Source organism: Membranihabitans maritimus, from assembly GCF_021729145.1.
GTDB lineage: Bacteria > Bacteroidota > Bacteroidia > Chitinophagales > Saprospiraceae > Membranihabitans > Membranihabitans maritimus.
The window spans coordinates 182,214-197,116 of sequence record NZ_JAJSLW010000001.1; the positions used below are offsets into that span (position 1 = coordinate 182,214).

The 14,903-nt window shown below is 39.9% G+C and carries 13 protein-coding genes; 10 read left to right on the plus strand and 3 right to left on the minus strand.

What is annotated here, in order from left to right:
- Nucleotides 1-127: 127 nt before the first annotated feature.
- Both LVD47_RS00640 and LVD47_RS00645 read left to right on the plus strand, forming a co-directional pair.
- Complete coding sequence (locus tag LVD47_RS00640) at nucleotides 128-451, plus strand: nucleotidyltransferase family protein (RefSeq protein WP_236973579.1); 324 nt, start codon at nucleotides 128-130, stop codon at nucleotides 449-451.
- On the plus strand, nucleotides 420-755 hold the full coding sequence (locus LVD47_RS00645; protein WP_236973580.1) for a HepT-like ribonuclease domain-containing protein: 336 nt from the start codon (nucleotides 420-422) through the stop codon (nucleotides 753-755). Before LVD47_RS00640 ends, LVD47_RS00645 begins: the two co-directional genes overlap by 32 nt.
- Nucleotides 756-804: 49 nt before the next feature.
- Here the strand turns inward: LVD47_RS00645 and LVD47_RS24285 are convergent, their stop codons facing one another.
- Together LVD47_RS24285 and LVD47_RS00655 are read right to left on the minus strand one after the other, a co-directional pair.
- Nucleotides 805-939, minus strand: a complete 135-nt coding sequence (locus LVD47_RS24285; RefSeq protein WP_439651978.1) for a hypothetical protein — start codon at nucleotides 937-939, stop codon at nucleotides 805-807.
- Between the two features lie 135 nt (nucleotides 940-1,074).
- A complete protein-coding gene (locus LVD47_RS00655) occupies nucleotides 1,075-1,320 on the minus strand; it encodes a DUF4160 domain-containing protein (protein ID WP_236973581.1) in 246 nt (81 codons plus the stop codon).
- Between the two features lie 39 nt (nucleotides 1,321-1,359).
- On the opposite strand from LVD47_RS00655, the gene LVD47_RS00660 reads away from it, so the two are divergent.
- The 4 genes from LVD47_RS00660 to LVD47_RS00675 all read left to right on the plus strand — a co-directional run bounded on the left by LVD47_RS00660 (nucleotide 1,360) and on the right by LVD47_RS00675 (nucleotide 5,969).
- Nucleotides 1,360-2,265 (plus strand): histone deacetylase family protein, encoded by a 906-nt coding sequence (locus tag LVD47_RS00660; protein ID WP_236973582.1) that lies wholly within the window; start codon nucleotides 1,360-1,362, stop codon nucleotides 2,263-2,265.
- Between the two features lie 186 nt (nucleotides 2,266-2,451).
- The gene (locus LVD47_RS00665; RefSeq protein WP_236973583.1) at nucleotides 2,452-3,264 is read left to right on the plus strand and encodes an endonuclease/exonuclease/phosphatase family protein; all 813 of its coding nucleotides are present in this window, start codon (nucleotides 2,452-2,454) and stop codon (nucleotides 3,262-3,264) included.
- A 157-nt stretch (nucleotides 3,265-3,421) separates the two neighbouring features.
- Nucleotides 3,422-4,507 (plus strand): CehA/McbA family metallohydrolase domain-containing protein, encoded by a 1,086-nt coding sequence (locus tag LVD47_RS00670; protein WP_236973584.1) that lies wholly within the window; start codon nucleotides 3,422-3,424, stop codon nucleotides 4,505-4,507.
- Between the two features lie 124 nt (nucleotides 4,508-4,631).
- On the plus strand, nucleotides 4,632-5,969 hold the full coding sequence (locus LVD47_RS00675; RefSeq protein WP_236973585.1) for an IS5 family transposase: 1,338 nt from the start codon (nucleotides 4,632-4,634) through the stop codon (nucleotides 5,967-5,969).
- A gap of 77 nt (nucleotides 5,970-6,046) precedes the next feature.
- On the opposite strand, the gene LVD47_RS00680 is transcribed toward LVD47_RS00675, so the two are convergent.
- Nucleotides 6,047-6,589: an RNA polymerase sigma factor gene (locus LVD47_RS00680; RefSeq protein WP_236973842.1), complete on the minus strand. Its 543-nt coding sequence runs from the start codon at nucleotides 6,587-6,589 to the stop codon at nucleotides 6,047-6,049.
- A 166-nt stretch (nucleotides 6,590-6,755) separates the two neighbouring features.
- Between LVD47_RS00680 and LVD47_RS00685 the strand changes: the two genes are divergently transcribed.
- From LVD47_RS00685 to LVD47_RS00700, 4 genes are all read left to right on the plus strand, one after another.
- Nucleotides 6,756-7,739, plus strand: a complete 984-nt coding sequence (locus LVD47_RS00685; RefSeq protein WP_236973586.1) for a FecR family protein — start codon at nucleotides 6,756-6,758, stop codon at nucleotides 7,737-7,739.
- A gap of 63 nt (nucleotides 7,740-7,802) precedes the next feature.
- Nucleotides 7,803-11,210: a SusC/RagA family TonB-linked outer membrane protein gene (locus LVD47_RS00690; protein ID WP_236973587.1), complete on the plus strand. Its 3,408-nt coding sequence runs from the start codon at nucleotides 7,803-7,805 to the stop codon at nucleotides 11,208-11,210.
- Between the two features lie 22 nt (nucleotides 11,211-11,232).
- On the plus strand, nucleotides 11,233-12,696 hold the full coding sequence (locus LVD47_RS00695) for a RagB/SusD family nutrient uptake outer membrane protein (protein WP_236973588.1): 1,464 nt from the start codon (nucleotides 11,233-11,235) through the stop codon (nucleotides 12,694-12,696).
- A 138-nt stretch (nucleotides 12,697-12,834) separates the two neighbouring features.
- Nucleotides 12,835-14,766, plus strand: coding sequence for a metallophosphoesterase (locus LVD47_RS00700; RefSeq protein WP_236973589.1), 1,932 nt, complete (start codon nucleotides 12,835-12,837; stop codon nucleotides 14,764-14,766).
- Nucleotides 14,767-14,903 lie beyond the last annotated feature (137 nt).

The following is a 14,903-nucleotide window of genomic DNA, read 5'->3' on the forward strand; positions in this document are numbered from 1 at the left end:
TTCATTTTATATTTATAAACCAGTGGAAACCCCGAAGGGTATACTTCAAGGTTCTTTTTCCTGCATACAAGTATTTTAATAGGTTTCAGCGAACAAATTCCAACTCAATTGAGTTATATTTACAATAATGAAATGGATAAAAAAATACAATAATGAAATTCAAAATCTTTGCAATGAGCATAAGGTAAAAGAATTGTATTTGTTCGGTTCAGCGTTAACAGACCGATTTACTAAAAGTAGTGATATCGATTTGTTAGTCCAATTTGATCCTTTCAATGTTTATGAATATTTTGATAACTATATGGATCTCAAAGAAAAGTTAGAAAAATTGTTTGAACGCAGGGTTGACCTGGTTGAAAATCAAGCTATTAAAAATCCTATTTTTAGAGAGAGTGTTGATAGGGCAAAAGTACTTATCTATGAGCGAAGAAATTCTGAAGTGTCTATATGATATAAAGCGTGCAATTGAGGAAATTGAATCTTACTTCCCGGATCGAGAGAAATCATTTGAACACTATTCTGAAAATATACTTTTAAAAAGGGCGATAGAAAGAGATTTGGAAATCATAGGTGAAGCTATGAATCGCATTTTAAAGGAGGATGCTAAATTTCCTGTCGATAATGCTAAAAGAATAGTAGGGCTTCGAAATCTAATTATTCATGGTTATGACTCTGTGTCCGACGAAAATATCTGGGGAATTATAAACAACCATATACCAGTATTAAAATTGCAAGTAGAGGAATTAATAGGGTAATGCGTTTTGGAGAAAAATGGTGACAAATTCTATTGAGCCAAACACGAAGCTACAAATGTTTTAATTCCAATTCCTTTTTCATCGCTTCTTGATAAAGGAATTCAGGAGCAACATCTGCTCCGTTGGGCCATTCGATAGTCCAACTGTTTAGTGTAAATTTTTTGAAGAAATCTTCTTTTTTCAAAGGTTCAAAGATCGGACCGTTTAACTTGTCCTGTAAGTCTGCTATACCTAATTTCCAATCATTGAATTTTAAAATCCTTGATATACTTTGCTTCGACTACCCATATCAGATCCATAATTTATTTACTTTAGTGGCTCAATTTTGTCTGGTTTCACCCTTTTTTTTACATTTTTCCCAATTCATTCTTAATTCCTCTTTGTGCGTATCCATCCATTCAAAATTAAGATTGAGAGCCCTTTTAATCATAAAACCTTTAATAAGTTCGTCATCCAAATTTACAACAATTTTATATTCTCCATAGTTCGCATAAAAGTGTGGAGGATTATGCTCATTGTAAAACATCATAATGACAATACCGTAGAATCTGGATATTTCAGGCACATCTTAATTTATTTTGAATATTCAATAAAATGAATTTTTATGATCAAAATTGCTTATTCCCCGGTTTATAAGTACACTTTGCCTGAAGGCCACCGGTTCCCAATGGAAAAATATGAGCTGGTTCCGGAGCAATTATTATACGAAGGGACCATTACCAGGGAGCAATTTTTCCACCCCGATCGCTTATCGGAAGAAGAAATATTGCTTACACATACCCCTGAATATTTGGGCAAACTTCTTCATCAGAACCTTTCCTCCAAAGAAATAAGGCGGATTGGCTTCCCCATGCGGCCGGAATTAATTCATCGGGGAAGATATATCTCAATGGGTACCTATCAATGTGCCTTATTCGCCCGGGAATACGGTATTTCCTTGAATATAGCCGGAGGTACCCATCACGCTTATGCCGGGCATGGGGAAGGTTTCTGTATATTCAATGATATTGCCATAGCTTCGAATTTATTACTCCGTGATGATCCGGAAATGCAAATTTTGATAATAGACCTGGATGTACACCAGGGAAATGGCTCGGCCGATATATTCAAAAATGACAACAGGGTATATACCTTTTCCATGCATGGAAAAAATAATTACCCTCATAAGAAAGAAAAATCTGACTGGGATATTCCATTGAATAATCAAACCGGTGATTACGAATATTTACAGGTTTTACAAACCGCTTTATTACAACTACATACAATAGTAAATCCCAACATTATATTTTACTTGTCCGGAGTAGATGTTTTGTACTCAGACAAACTTGGAAAACTGGCCATGACGTTAGATGGAGCTAGAAGAAGGGATGAGATGGTATTTGAATTTGCGATTAAGAAAAGCATCCCTGTTGTAGTCAGTATGGGTGGAGGTTATTCTAAAAAGTTAACTCACATCATCGAAGCTCATGCCAATACATACAGAGTAGCAATGGGAATGTTTGATGAATAAACAAGGACCAAAACCATAAAATTTTGTAAATTATCATCAACAGTAATTGGGTGCATTTGTAACATGAAGGAAGTTCTCATGTACACTTAAATTGTCTAACTCATGAAGCCCCACAAAAACGAGACAGGCAGTCACTAGTTTGGTTTACAATCATTGGAAAAACTGTTGTAAAATAAAATTCGGTTAATGACTTCAAATTATTTTCTATACTCGAAAAATCAATCCTTGAAAACACTGGCTTATATTTTAACGATTTTGTTGCAACTGCTTTTGATTCATAATTGCCATTCCCAGGAATTGAAAATCATGACTTACAATATCCATCACGGTACGGATGTAGATGGTGAAAATACACTGAATGATATTGGCGAATATATTATGGAGTCTCGAATAGATATTGTTGGTTTGCAAGAGGTAGATAGTATATGTGAACGGTCCAACAACATTGACCAGCCTGAGCAGTTAGGCAAATTAACCGGACTGGAGCATTATTTTACCCGCCATTTCGAGTATCAGGGCGGTTCGTACGGACAAGCCTTGCTAACCAAACATCAGGTCTCTACCGTTGAAAATGTTTCCCTTCCGGTATTTCCGCTTTCATCCGGCAAATCTGTTTCGATGTTGGTAGCAACCATAATAGTAGATGGAAAGGAAATCACCCTGGCAATTGCTCATTTGGACTACCAGAGCAAAGAATCACGGCTTTATCAAATTAGTGTTCTTTGGAATTACCTGAAGAACAAAAATAACAACCTCGTTTTAATGGGAGATTTGAATGCACTACCCGAATCTGAAGAGATGAAAGAATTACGCAAAAATTTTAATGTATTTCCGCATTCCTATAATGATTTTACATTTCCTTCTGTAGATCCCGATCGAAGAATTGACTTTGTAATGGTCCGGAAAAATAGTGACCTGAAGATAGTAGCGGAGCATATAGGGGACGTAAAATACTCGGATCATCTACCGGTAGTGACAAGAGTAGAATGTAGGAAATGATTGAAACAATACTTTTTATGGATAATTATTATTTTAGACCATAAGAAAGGATTTGAATTTCCCTGGAGAATAAAAGTTATACCGTTTTTAATTAATAGATAAATCTTAAAATTGCCATTTTAGCAGAAAATTAGAAGCCTTACAACAAAATCAAAAGATGAATCAATTAATCTTAAATAAAATAGTATTTAATAAAATGTCCCGATTAGCAGGTCTCATACCCTGTGCGTTTGTGTTAATAGTCAGCTGCACGACAGGTTGGAATATAGATAACCCCTACGAAGGTGTGGATTGGGATAAAAACAACCAATACAAAGGTAATTTCCATACTCATACTACAAGGAGCGATGGAAGGTTGAATCCCCAGACGGTAGTTGACTTGTACCATGAATTGGATTATGATATACTGGCAATAACGGACCACGATAGGGTCACATTTCCCTGGAACAACTTTTCCAAAATGTCCGCCAGTGACCAGGCGCATGAGCGAATGGTAAACGAGGCTGAAACAATGCCCGATAATTTTAATTATGAAGATAGAAATCCAGAGGATTTAAAAATAATTGATATTCAAGGGTGTGAGCTGTCCAGGCATCACCATTTAGGAAGTTATTTTACCCGATATGAAGGATCTACTGACATTGACGAATCCCTGGAAACAGTTGGCGATCTTGATGGAATTGTTATATTGAATCATCCCGGACGTTATGATTATCCGGCCCATTGGTATTTGCAAATGTTTGAAGAAAATCCTCATTTAATTGGAGAGGAAGTATATAACCGGGGGGATCGGTATCCCAATGGACGTATGAAATGGGACTCCTTATTGATGTTGTCCATGCCAACTATAAAGGTTTGGGGATTTTCTAATGATGATATGCACACCCTGGATCATCTGGGGCGTAATTGGAATATGCTTATTTTACCTGAACTTAGCCAACAGGCCATAAAAGAAAGCTTGAAGAATGGTCATTTTTATTTTGTTTATGCACCTGATGGACATGATGGTCCCAATCCTCCAGCAATTGAATCAATAGCTGTAAATAATAAAAAAGGGACCATTGATTTGGTAGCTACGGGCCAAGATTCTATTCGATGGATTTCCAATGGAAAAGTTATTGGAAAGGGGTTACAAGTCGACCTTAATGAAATAGATGATTTAGGCACCTATGTCAGAGCTGAACTGTATGGCAAAGAGAATACTATTGTTGGAACACAACCATTCGGTATTTATAAAGATTAAATAGTCGCTCCTTAGCAATGATATAGCCCATTGATTATCATGATATAAATAAGTAAAAAGGCATGATTTGGGAGTAATAAAATTGCAGGAAAATTGGTAAATTTAGGCCAAAACCTTGCAAAATATGTTGGGAAAAAGTGCACCACAGAACCAAAGAGATTTTTTTCGTCCCTTGCTCACGGATTTCATTGATCCAGAACATGAGCTAGTGCTCTTGGCAGAAAAGATTGATTGGGGGTATTTGGAATCGGAGTTTTCCAAGCTGTATTCGAACACAGGCCAACCGGGCATGCCGATACGATTTTCGGTGGGCTGTCTGCTGCTCAAGAGGCTCTACGACCTGGGAGACGAGACGCTGGCCAAGGCATGGAAAATGAATCCTTACATGCAGTATTTTACGGGGGAGGCTCACTTTTGTCATCGGTATCCCTGCGATCCGAGCGACTTTGTACATTTCAGAAAGCGCATCGGACAGGAGGGCGTAGAACGGATCTTTGCCCATTCGGTGTCCTTGCACGGGAAGGGTGCCAAGGCTAAGACGGTGATGTCTGATACAACAGTACAGGGCAACAACGTTACTTTCCCCACGGATGCCAAACTTGCCAAGAAGGTTATCGATAAGTGCAACCAGATCGCCGAAAAGGAAGGTGTTCGCCAAAGGCAGAGCTACAGAAGAACGACGAAACAATTAGTACGGGACACTTACAACGGCAAGCATCCCAAACGGGCGAAGAAGGCCCGCAAGGCGCAAAAGAAGTTGCGCACCATTGCCGGTAGGCTGATACGAGAGCTGGATCGGAAGCTTTCTGCAGAGAAACGGACAGCGTACAAGGAGGACCTGGCCTTCTACAAAAAGGTACTGGCTCAAAAGCGTGGTGACAAGAACAAGGTATATTCCTTACATAAGCGGCACACTGCCTGTATCGCCAAGGGCAAGGCGGGTAAACCCTATGAGTTCGGCAACAAAGTGGGTATTACTGCCACCATGGGAAAGCACATTGTGATTACGGCCGTGGAGGCCTTTACGGGTAACCCGAACGACGGGAAGACCATAGCCCCATTACTGGATCAGTACCGGAGATTGCATGGATATTGTCCCACGGAAGTGGTCTACGACCGTGGCGGAAAGGTTAAAGGGGGAAAGCTCGGGGATACACTTGTCTCGGTCCCCTCGCCACCACTTAAAAAGGATTCCCAATACCAAAAAAGGAAGAAAAGGAAGAAGTTCAGACGAAGGGCTGCCATAGAACCCGTCATCGGACACCTGAAAAAGAACTTCCGCATGCAAGAGAACTACCTGATGGGCAAACAAGCACCCAATATAAACGCCCTGTTGACCGCTACCGGATGGAATCTAAAGAAATTGATGGAAAAACTCCTAGATAAAAATCTACGCGTCATTTTCAAAATCTTCAACAAAACTGATCAACTATTTTTTATGCCTGTTTTTATGACTTCTTAAGGAAAGATTAAATAGGCCAGGAGCAGCAATTGCCGCTAACTGGGATTTTATTTATTTGGTAACTGTTTCAGAATATATTATACCGTAAAATAATAGATTGAGTATATAACAAAAACTACGATGCAACTACTAATAAGTGTGTATTGATGGCGAAGTGTTTTGAGAGCTTTTACCATATGGTTTTTTACTGTGCTGGGCGAAATTTGAAGCTTTTTGGCTATTTCATTGTGTGTTAATCCCTTTTCTCTGCTTAATTGAAATATTTCACGCTGTCTTTCAGGTAGAGTATAAATAATGTCATGAAATTTTTTTTCCAGATCACTAACCAAAAGATGATCTTCATCTTGTGCTAGTTGATTTTTCATCGAATTAAGCATTTCTTCTTTTAAAACTTCATTCCTGCGTATTTTTTTGAAATAATGATAGGTAGCATATCGAGTAGCGGTAAATATATATGCCTCCAAATCTTCAATATTCTGCAAATGACTTTCTTTTTTCACCAATTGTAAAAAGATATCCTGAGTCAAATCCTCTGCAATAGTTTCGGATTTGACATGTGTAAGTGCAAATGCATATACACGAGAATAATACTTTTCTATAATTTCATCAATCACAATCATATCGGTCAAAAATAGTACATTTCTTTCAATTTACCATATCAAAAATTAGCACCGGCCGCTAACTGCTATATAATTACAAAAAAAATCATCTTGCACTAGTCCTATGGATATTTTCTTTACTCATACTAATAAAGATCAAAAGTTGAGGGTTAGTTGAAATCACAAAATGGAGAAATTGGACACGCAAAAAAAGATAGTTACACTGTACAAAAAGCTCAAAGAAAATTCGATAACGGATCATGAGTTAAATGAATTATTCATTCTTGTAGAGAAAGAGGAAAACAAGAAGAACCTTGACGCTGAATTAGAGGAGGTTTGGGATTCTTTAAGGAGTATTGAAGAAGTAGGATTAAGTGAACAAAAGTCCAGATTGAGAAAGAAATTAAAGCGAAAAACCCATCCAGTAAATATGGTCATTAAATCAAACTGGAAATATGGTATAGCAGCGACTGTAACTATAGTGATTGCAGTTGGTATATTCTTGAACGACATGTTTTCCACAAGTATAGAATTCTCAACCGAATATGGGGAAAGACAAACTATACTTCTCCCTGATGGATCCCAGGTAGAACTCAATGCAAATTCATCGATAATATGGGACAAGAATTGGGAGAAAAATAAAGTTCGAAAAATTCAGCTTTTGGGTGAAGCCTATTTTGAAGTAATTCATTTGGACCAGGATCAAAAATTTATTGTAAGCACTTCTGATTTAGATATTGAAGTATTGGGTACTTCCTTCAATGTTTCGGATAGAAGCAATATGACTGATGTTTTTCTTAGTGAAGGAAGTGTAAAGCTGGGGCTAAAAGGCAAGATTAACAAAGAAATAATTATGGATCCCGGGCAGCGAATCAGTTATTCGAAAGAAGAAAATAAGGTTGTAAAGCATGAAGAAAATAATGCTCTGGCTGCATCATGGAAAAATAATGTACTCTATTTCAATGACAAAACAGTTGAAGAAACTTTACAAAAAGTCAGTCAAATTTATGGGGTTGAATTTGAATTTAGGGATCCCTCGATTAAAAGCTTGAAATTAAACTTTTACGTCCCATATAAAGATTGGAGTGTTGCCAAGGAAGCCTTTGAATTAACGATGAATTTAAAAATTGATTTACAAGAAAACGGAAAATATTTGATAAGCAAAAAATAGGATATGTACTGGCATACATATCCTAAGAAACAAATTTTCGATAATAAAAATTTATTTAAAAGTATGAATTTAAAAGGATTTACTCAAAAGAAGTGGTTGATGTCACTTTTCTTTTTGATTTGTGTGGTATCCGCTTACTCGGGGCCGACGGATGTTCCGGAGCAACAGGAAATTCCGTTGGTGGAAGCCATTCAAAAAATTAGTAAGGATTACGGGGTCTATTTTTCGTTTGATCGCAAGTTGGTTGAGAATATAACGGTCGAATATCATTCCCGGCATACAATGAGTCTGGAAGAAGCAATTTCCTTCGCATTGAAGAATACGGACCTGCAATTTAAAATGTTTGATCAGGAATTTGTCATTATCTATCGTAAAGATGAAGAAGGGATGATCTCTTTACGGAAAATGATGGCTCATATAGAAAAAATTGTTGGTGAAGGAGACAGTTATTTGATTAAGCCGACCAACCGATTGCCGTTGCGTAAGTTTTACGATAATCCGTATCGTGAGTTGAAAGGGTTGGTCTTAAACGTGAAGGGAACCGTAATAGATAATAAAGGGGAGCCGCTTATAGGTGTTAATGTCAGGGTCAAAGGAGCGGATAAAGGTACGGCAACGGACTTTAACGGAATGTTTACTCTACAGGATGTAAATGAGAATGCTACGTTGGTATTCAGTTATATTGGGTATCAGACGATTGAAATTCCGGTAGACGGACGCGTGAATATTGAAGTCACCATGATATCGGATTCTGAGTTATTGGATGAAATAGTAGTAGTGGGGTATGGGACGCAAAAGAGAAGTGATTTGACCGGATCAGTTTCTTCAGTTCCGATGGAGCATATCAGAAATCAGCCGATACGAAGTATAGGGGATATATTGCAAGGCCGGGCTGCAGGTATGTCATTAACCCGGACTTCAGGACAAACAGGATCGAATATAAAAATGAGAATAAGGGGCCCTAATTCTATTTCGGGAAGTAATGAACCGCTGATGGTAGTAGATGGAGTGATAGGTGGTAATATCGGTTCCATACATGATGTTGAATCCATTGAAATTTTGAAGGATGCTTCGGCCACTGCTATTTATGGAGAAAGAGCTTCGAACGGAGTCATCTTAGTCACTACAAAGCAAGCGACTTCAGAGGTCCCTCAAGTCCGGATTGCACTCAATTCCGGATTTAGTTATCAGAATACGGACTATCCCGATATGATGAGTGCGGCGGAATACGCTGAATTCGTCAACGACTTACGGGGAGAGCAGATATACTCTTCAGCAGATATTGCGGACTTCAGGCAAAACGGAGGAACTAACTGGCCTTCAGAGGTAATGCAAACCGGTCTGAAAAATGATTACAATATTACATACTCCCAAAAACTGGATAAGGTAGGTATTTATTTATCGGGTAGATATGTTGACGAAAGAGGTACGATGCGGAATAATAGTTCCGGTGGAAACTACCAACTTCGTTCCAAGATTAACTTTGACCCCATTGACCGATTGTCGTTTAGCCTGGATATAAGGGCCAACAAAAACCAATCTATGAACGGGAACTTATCCACGGGAACCAGTAAATCTCATCCCCTCATGCAGGCGTTGATATGGTCTCCAACCGAACCCATCTGGCTCGATCAAGAAAACGGAATATATAATCTTACCGACAATTACGGTGCATTATCGTATAACCCGTATATGTATGCTTTGGAACAGCAGCAATTGTCCATGAGCAGTGGTATATATACTACTTTAACGGGAAGGTATGAAATAACGGATTGGCTGGCGTACAATGTAACCGGCTATGCTGCCAAAAACAATAGTCAGGGGGCTAATTATGAAAATATATACCTGGAGCCCAACGATCCCCAGGCATCGAGGAGTTCAAGTGATCGCTTTAACTGGCGGTTGGTCAATCGTATCGATATTAATAAAAGCTTCGATGTACACAACCTTTTGTTAACGGGAGTGTACGAAACGGAAGCTTCCGAGAACTGGAGTGTTGGCGGAGTAGGTAGAAATATGCCTTTACCGGATCTCGCTTCGTATTACAATATTGATTTGAGTAATCTTCAGTCGGTTTCATCCGGATTCGGAGAATCCAGTCGTTTGGCATACCTGGGAAGGTTGAATTACAACTATGACTCCCGGTATTATCTGACAGCCTCCTATCGTGTGGATGCACAAAGCGGACCGGTGGACCGACCCGATCAAAACAAATACGGAGCATTTCCTTCTTTTGCGGTGAGTTGGAGGGCATCGGAAGAGTCCTTTATGGAGGACAGTTTTTTTGAAAATTTAAAGCTGAGATTGGGGTGGGGATTGACAGGGAACCCTTCCGGATTTCCGTATACCAGAATGGATGAAGAGAGCTTTCCATTCGGCATAGGCGCCGATGTACTAGGATACGTACCGGGCACTCCGGCCAATTCCAATATCAAATGGGAGAAAACGACCCAAAAGGACGTCGGTCTCGATCTATCTGCGTTAAACGGGAGAATTTCGATGTCTTTTGACTATTTCATTAAAAACACGACAGATTTGTTGACGCAACAAGAATTGCCCGGATATTACGGCTATGGAGACGACGCCAGTTATACTCAGAATTTAGGGCAAATCAATAACCAGGGGTTTGAAGTGACCCTGGACCTTGTTCCCGTACAAACTTCCAATGTTTACTGGGGAATGAACCTCAATTTTTCTCGTGTTCACAATGAAGTGATTGATTTGGGTGACCAGGCAGCGTTTATGACGGGTACGACGGCCAATGGCTTTTTGGATGTGGAGACATACAGGGTACAAGAAGGTTTGCCTTTGGGTACCATGTGGGGATACAAATTCCTGGGTATTTGGAGAACAAATGAAGCGGATGAAGCTGCGAAGTATGGCGAGGCCCCCGGTGATTTGAAATTTGAGGATGTAAACGGAGACGGAGCTATTAATCTCGCGGATGACGGTCAAAAAATTGGTGATGCGAATCCCGATTTCGCCTGGGGATTGAGCAATACCGTTACGTTTAAAAATTTTGACTTAAACTTCTTATTGCAGGGCATGCACGGACAGGATGTTCTCAATCTTACACGGGCGGCTATGTCTACGGCACATCCCGATTCCCGGACAATTACTTTAAAAGACCCCGGATTTAATTACTGGACTCCTGGAAACGAGGATACGGAATGGCCCAACATACATAGTACGAGTAGCAAAAAACGTCTGAACTCTTCTCAGTGGGTCGAAGACGGTAGCTGGGTGAAATTGAAGTATGTCGGCGTTACGTATCATTTACCCAGAAACCTGGTAAACTTCGGGGATCTCAGTCTGTCGGTAAGCGGTACGGACTTGCTTACCTTTTCAGGATATAAGGGATATGATCCGGAAGTATCCGCATCCGGGAGCAGTGACGTGTGGGGTGGCGCGGACTTTGGTACGTTACCCATCCCCCGATCGGTTATTTTTGGTCTTGTTCTAGATTTTTAATTTGAATAAAATGATTTTTAAAATGAAATATTTCTGCACTTTATTAACGGTTTTTGTTTTGTCTTCTTGTTCCGAAAATTTTTTGGATATTAACCCGAAGGGGGAATTGTTTCCCCAGGCATTTTATTCGAACGAAGTAGAATTGGATATAGCTGCCACCGGGCTTTATGCGAGAATGGAGCGGGCCTATGTTTACGGATGGTCTTTGTCCTATGCGACCGGGGGCCGGGATAAAACTTCTAATTTTGACAATTTTGAAGAGGTAGATGTTTTTGCTACGGAAGGCGACAATGGTGAAATGTCCAGCTACTGGGATCAGTCATGGACGGCCATAAATGCAGCCAATGAGATTATTTACCGCTATGAGGATGCGAATGCTTCGGAGGAAAAAAAGCGGGAAGTAGCCGGACAGGCCCACTTTATCAGAGCCTATAATTATTTTATGTTGGTCCGTATGTATAATCAACTTCCTTTGTACACCAATAGTACCGAAGTATCTATAGACATTGAATTATCAGGCCCGGAAGCCATTTATTCTTTGATAGTAGACGATCTCAAAACGGCTGAAGAATTTCTCCCGGATAATTGGGACAGTGATCCGAAAAGAGCTGGGGTGGCCTGGACAAGTGGTGCCGCCAAGTCTTTACTGGCTTACGTTTACTTGTGTATGGCGGGATATCCTCTGAATGATGCGTCAAAATATACTTTGGCTGCAGAGAAAGCAAAAGAAGTGATTGACAATGAAGCGAAATACGGATACGGTCTGATGGAGAATATAGCGGATCTTTATTCTTCCGAACTCAATTGGCAAAATCAGGCGTGTGAAGAAGTAGTTTTAGCTTTTTTCAATGACAACAATTACGGTTGTGTTCTCTGTTCAGTACCTGCAGAATACGGAGGCTGGGAAGTCTTCCAGGCAGACATTAACTTTTTTGAGAGTTTTCCTGAGGGACCGAGAAAGGACGCTATCTTTATTTCGGAATTTCCATTTGAGGACGGGGTAAAACATTACACCGAAATAAGTGCCGGGCATCCTTTCTATAGACAGTATTGGGATGGGAAAATTGATTGGGAAAGGCCCTGGGATGGAATGAATTGGAAAAATAGTCGACCTCAGGTAGCGATAACCCACGCTAATAATTTACTGGTTTATGCAGAAGCTCAAGCCATGTCTGGTTCGCCGGATGCCTCGACGTACGATGCTATAAACCGGGTGAGAAACAGGGCGGGCCTTCCGGATTTACCCGAAGGACTGTCCAAAGAAGCGTTTCGAGATTCAGTAGTTCAGGAAAGGGCCTGGGAATTTTGTGGTGGGTATTTTTGCACTGATCCATGGTACGATCTTGTAAGATTGGAAAGAGTGGAAGAATCGGTCGGGGAGCGCCATCCCGATGAAAATCAATTGGTAAAAACTCCTACGAAAGAGGAATACTTTGCCCCTTATCCGGTAAATGATGTGAATAAAAATCCTAATCTGCATAAATAGTAAAGTATTAGTTTAAACAGCACACTTACACATGAGATTTTTAAGCAGTCCCATTGTTCCGGGGTTTAGAAAAAATGTGTAAGTGTGCATTCCGTTTGTGTCGGAAATTGGTAACCCTGTTTTTTGAAAATTGAAATAATGCATAATTACCCAAGAAAAGTTGTAAAGTTAGATTTCTACAATAAATTTGTTTTGCTAAATGCGATTCTATTCCTTGTCTTTCAAGGCGCTATTAGCCAAAGTTTACCTGATGGCAAACTCGATTTTGTAGTCAAACCCTATATCCAGACAATGACTGATAGTTCATTTACGGTTATGTGGGAAACTTCCGTTCCCGTAAGAAGCCAATTGCATTTTGCTGAAACGGATCGTCACATTCTCAAACCGGTATTGAGGCCCAAAGTAATGGAAGAATCTGAAGTTACGCTTCACAAATTAACTATTGACGGACTGGAACCGGATCAATTGTATTTTTACCAGGTCGTTAATCCGGGGCCCCACGGAGATACCCTAAAAGGAGCGGTGACCCAAATGATCCTGCCGGATTATAGCCAATCCGGGATCTCATTTACTGTGGTGGGTGACAATCAAGGAAATATTCGTCCTTGGGAGCGAATTATTGAACTTATGTTCAAGGAAACTCCCCAATTTGTAGTTCACGTCGGCGATTTGGTAGCATACGGCCATCACAAAGACGACTGGACCGATGAATTTTTTAAACAGGCAGATACATTGATTAGACACATACCGATGTATGCGACTATCGGTAATCATGAGATGAACGATGAGAAGTTTTACCAATATTTTAATTTACCTTATGATGATGCTTTCTATACGGTGAAAAAAGGAGATCTGAGGATCATTTTCATTGACACCAATAAAGATATTTTACCGGGATCCGCTCAGTATAAAAGGTTGGAAAATACATTGGCCCATACCAAAGAAAAATGGAAAATCGTGGTTCATCACCACCCCGTTTTTACTTCTGATATCGCTTCCTATAGAAGTTCATTAATGGCGACGGCCGACCAGGGAGATCCCAATATTTTTCACCTCAAAACACTCTATGAGGGATATGAGGTCGATATGGTATTATCCGGCCACGTGCACGGCTATGAGAGAACCCATCCGATCTATAAAAATCACATAAATAAAGAAAACGGTGTGACATACGTGATTACCGGTGGAGGTGGAGCCGGCTATAACCAGGAATCGTCATACAGAGAATGGTTCTCAAAAAAATCGAATAAATGCTTTCATTTTTTAAATGTTCGGATTGAAAACAATATCATGAAAGTAGAAGCCATCGATACCTCGGAAAGCATATTTGATGGTTGGGAATTCGTGAAACGTAACAATTCTAAAGAATTGAACAGTCCTTTGATCCAGGCTACACCCAAATATTTTATAGATAGTACCATCATTGCGATAGAGAACCCCAATCGTTCGGGCGCTATTAATTATCGCATAAACGATGAAAATTACCTGACTTCATTTGATTCGTTGGTCTTCATCACCCAAAAACATTCAGCTACGGTTTCGGCTTTGATTAGCGAACCGGATAATAGCAGTCGGGAAGTGACCAAAACGGCAGTGAAACTTCCTTTAATGGAAAAAAAAGAAGCATTTGGGAAAATGGTTACCGCCGACTATTTTGAGGGGAATTTTACGGTACTCTCCGATTTTGAGCAGTTGAATCCCGATCAAACCTACGAGGTCCGGACCTTGTCTTTGTCCGAAATTCAACCCCGGGCAAAGGATCACTTTGCTGTCCGTTTCAAAGCGAGTATTTTGATTCCCGAAACAGCGGCCTATCGATTTTTCCTTGAGTCATTTGACGGAAGCAGCCTGTTAATTGACGGCAGGGAAATAATCGAAAACGACGGAGTGCACTACGAAATATTCAAAGAAGGGTATGCAGCCTTAGAAAAGGGGTATCATAATATAGAAGTCCGGTATTTTGATTTTGAGCGCCGGGAAACACTCAACCTTACTATCGGGAAGCAAGGCGGGAAGATGGTGGATATAAACGAATATATCAATTTAGAAGCAGAGACACAGGAGAATTGAATTAAGGGTATTTAAAAATCGGATAACTCATTCTCCCATAATAGTTACTATATCGTGGGAGGAGCTCCGAGTTGTGATGGCAACTAAATCGATTACAGCACGAAGTTTGCGGGAATGGTTAAAAGAGCCAATATATA

Coding starts and splice junctions, on each gene's coding strand:
- LVD47_RS00690 (WP_236973587.1), top strand. CDS start 7,803: ATGAATTTAAAAGGATTTACTCAAAAGAAGTGGTTGATGTCACTTTTC.
- LVD47_RS00680 (WP_236973842.1), bottom strand. CDS start 6,589: ATGATTGTGATTGATGAAATTATAGAAAAGTATTATTCTCGTGTATAT.
- LVD47_RS00640 (WP_236973579.1), top strand. CDS start 128: ATGAAATGGATAAAAAAATACAATAATGAAATTCAAAATCTTTGCAAT.
- LVD47_RS00685 (WP_236973586.1), top strand. CDS start 6,756: ATGGAGAAATTGGACACGCAAAAAAAGATAGTTACACTGTACAAAAAG.
- LVD47_RS00645 (WP_236973580.1), top strand. CDS start 420: ATGAGCGAAGAAATTCTGAAGTGTCTATATGATATAAAGCGTGCAATT.
- LVD47_RS00695 (WP_236973588.1), top strand. CDS start 11,233: ATGAAATATTTCTGCACTTTATTAACGGTTTTTGTTTTGTCTTCTTGT.
- LVD47_RS00675 (WP_236973585.1), top strand. CDS start 4,632: ATGTTGGGAAAAAGTGCACCACAGAACCAAAGAGATTTTTTTCGTCCC.
- LVD47_RS00670 (WP_236973584.1), top strand. CDS start 3,422: ATGAATCAATTAATCTTAAATAAAATAGTATTTAATAAAATGTCCCGA.
- LVD47_RS00665 (WP_236973583.1), top strand. CDS start 2,452: ATGACTTCAAATTATTTTCTATACTCGAAAAATCAATCCTTGAAAACA.
- LVD47_RS00660 (WP_236973582.1), top strand. CDS start 1,360: ATGATCAAAATTGCTTATTCCCCGGTTTATAAGTACACTTTGCCTGAA.
- LVD47_RS00700 (WP_236973589.1), top strand. CDS start 12,835: ATGCATAATTACCCAAGAAAAGTTGTAAAGTTAGATTTCTACAATAAA.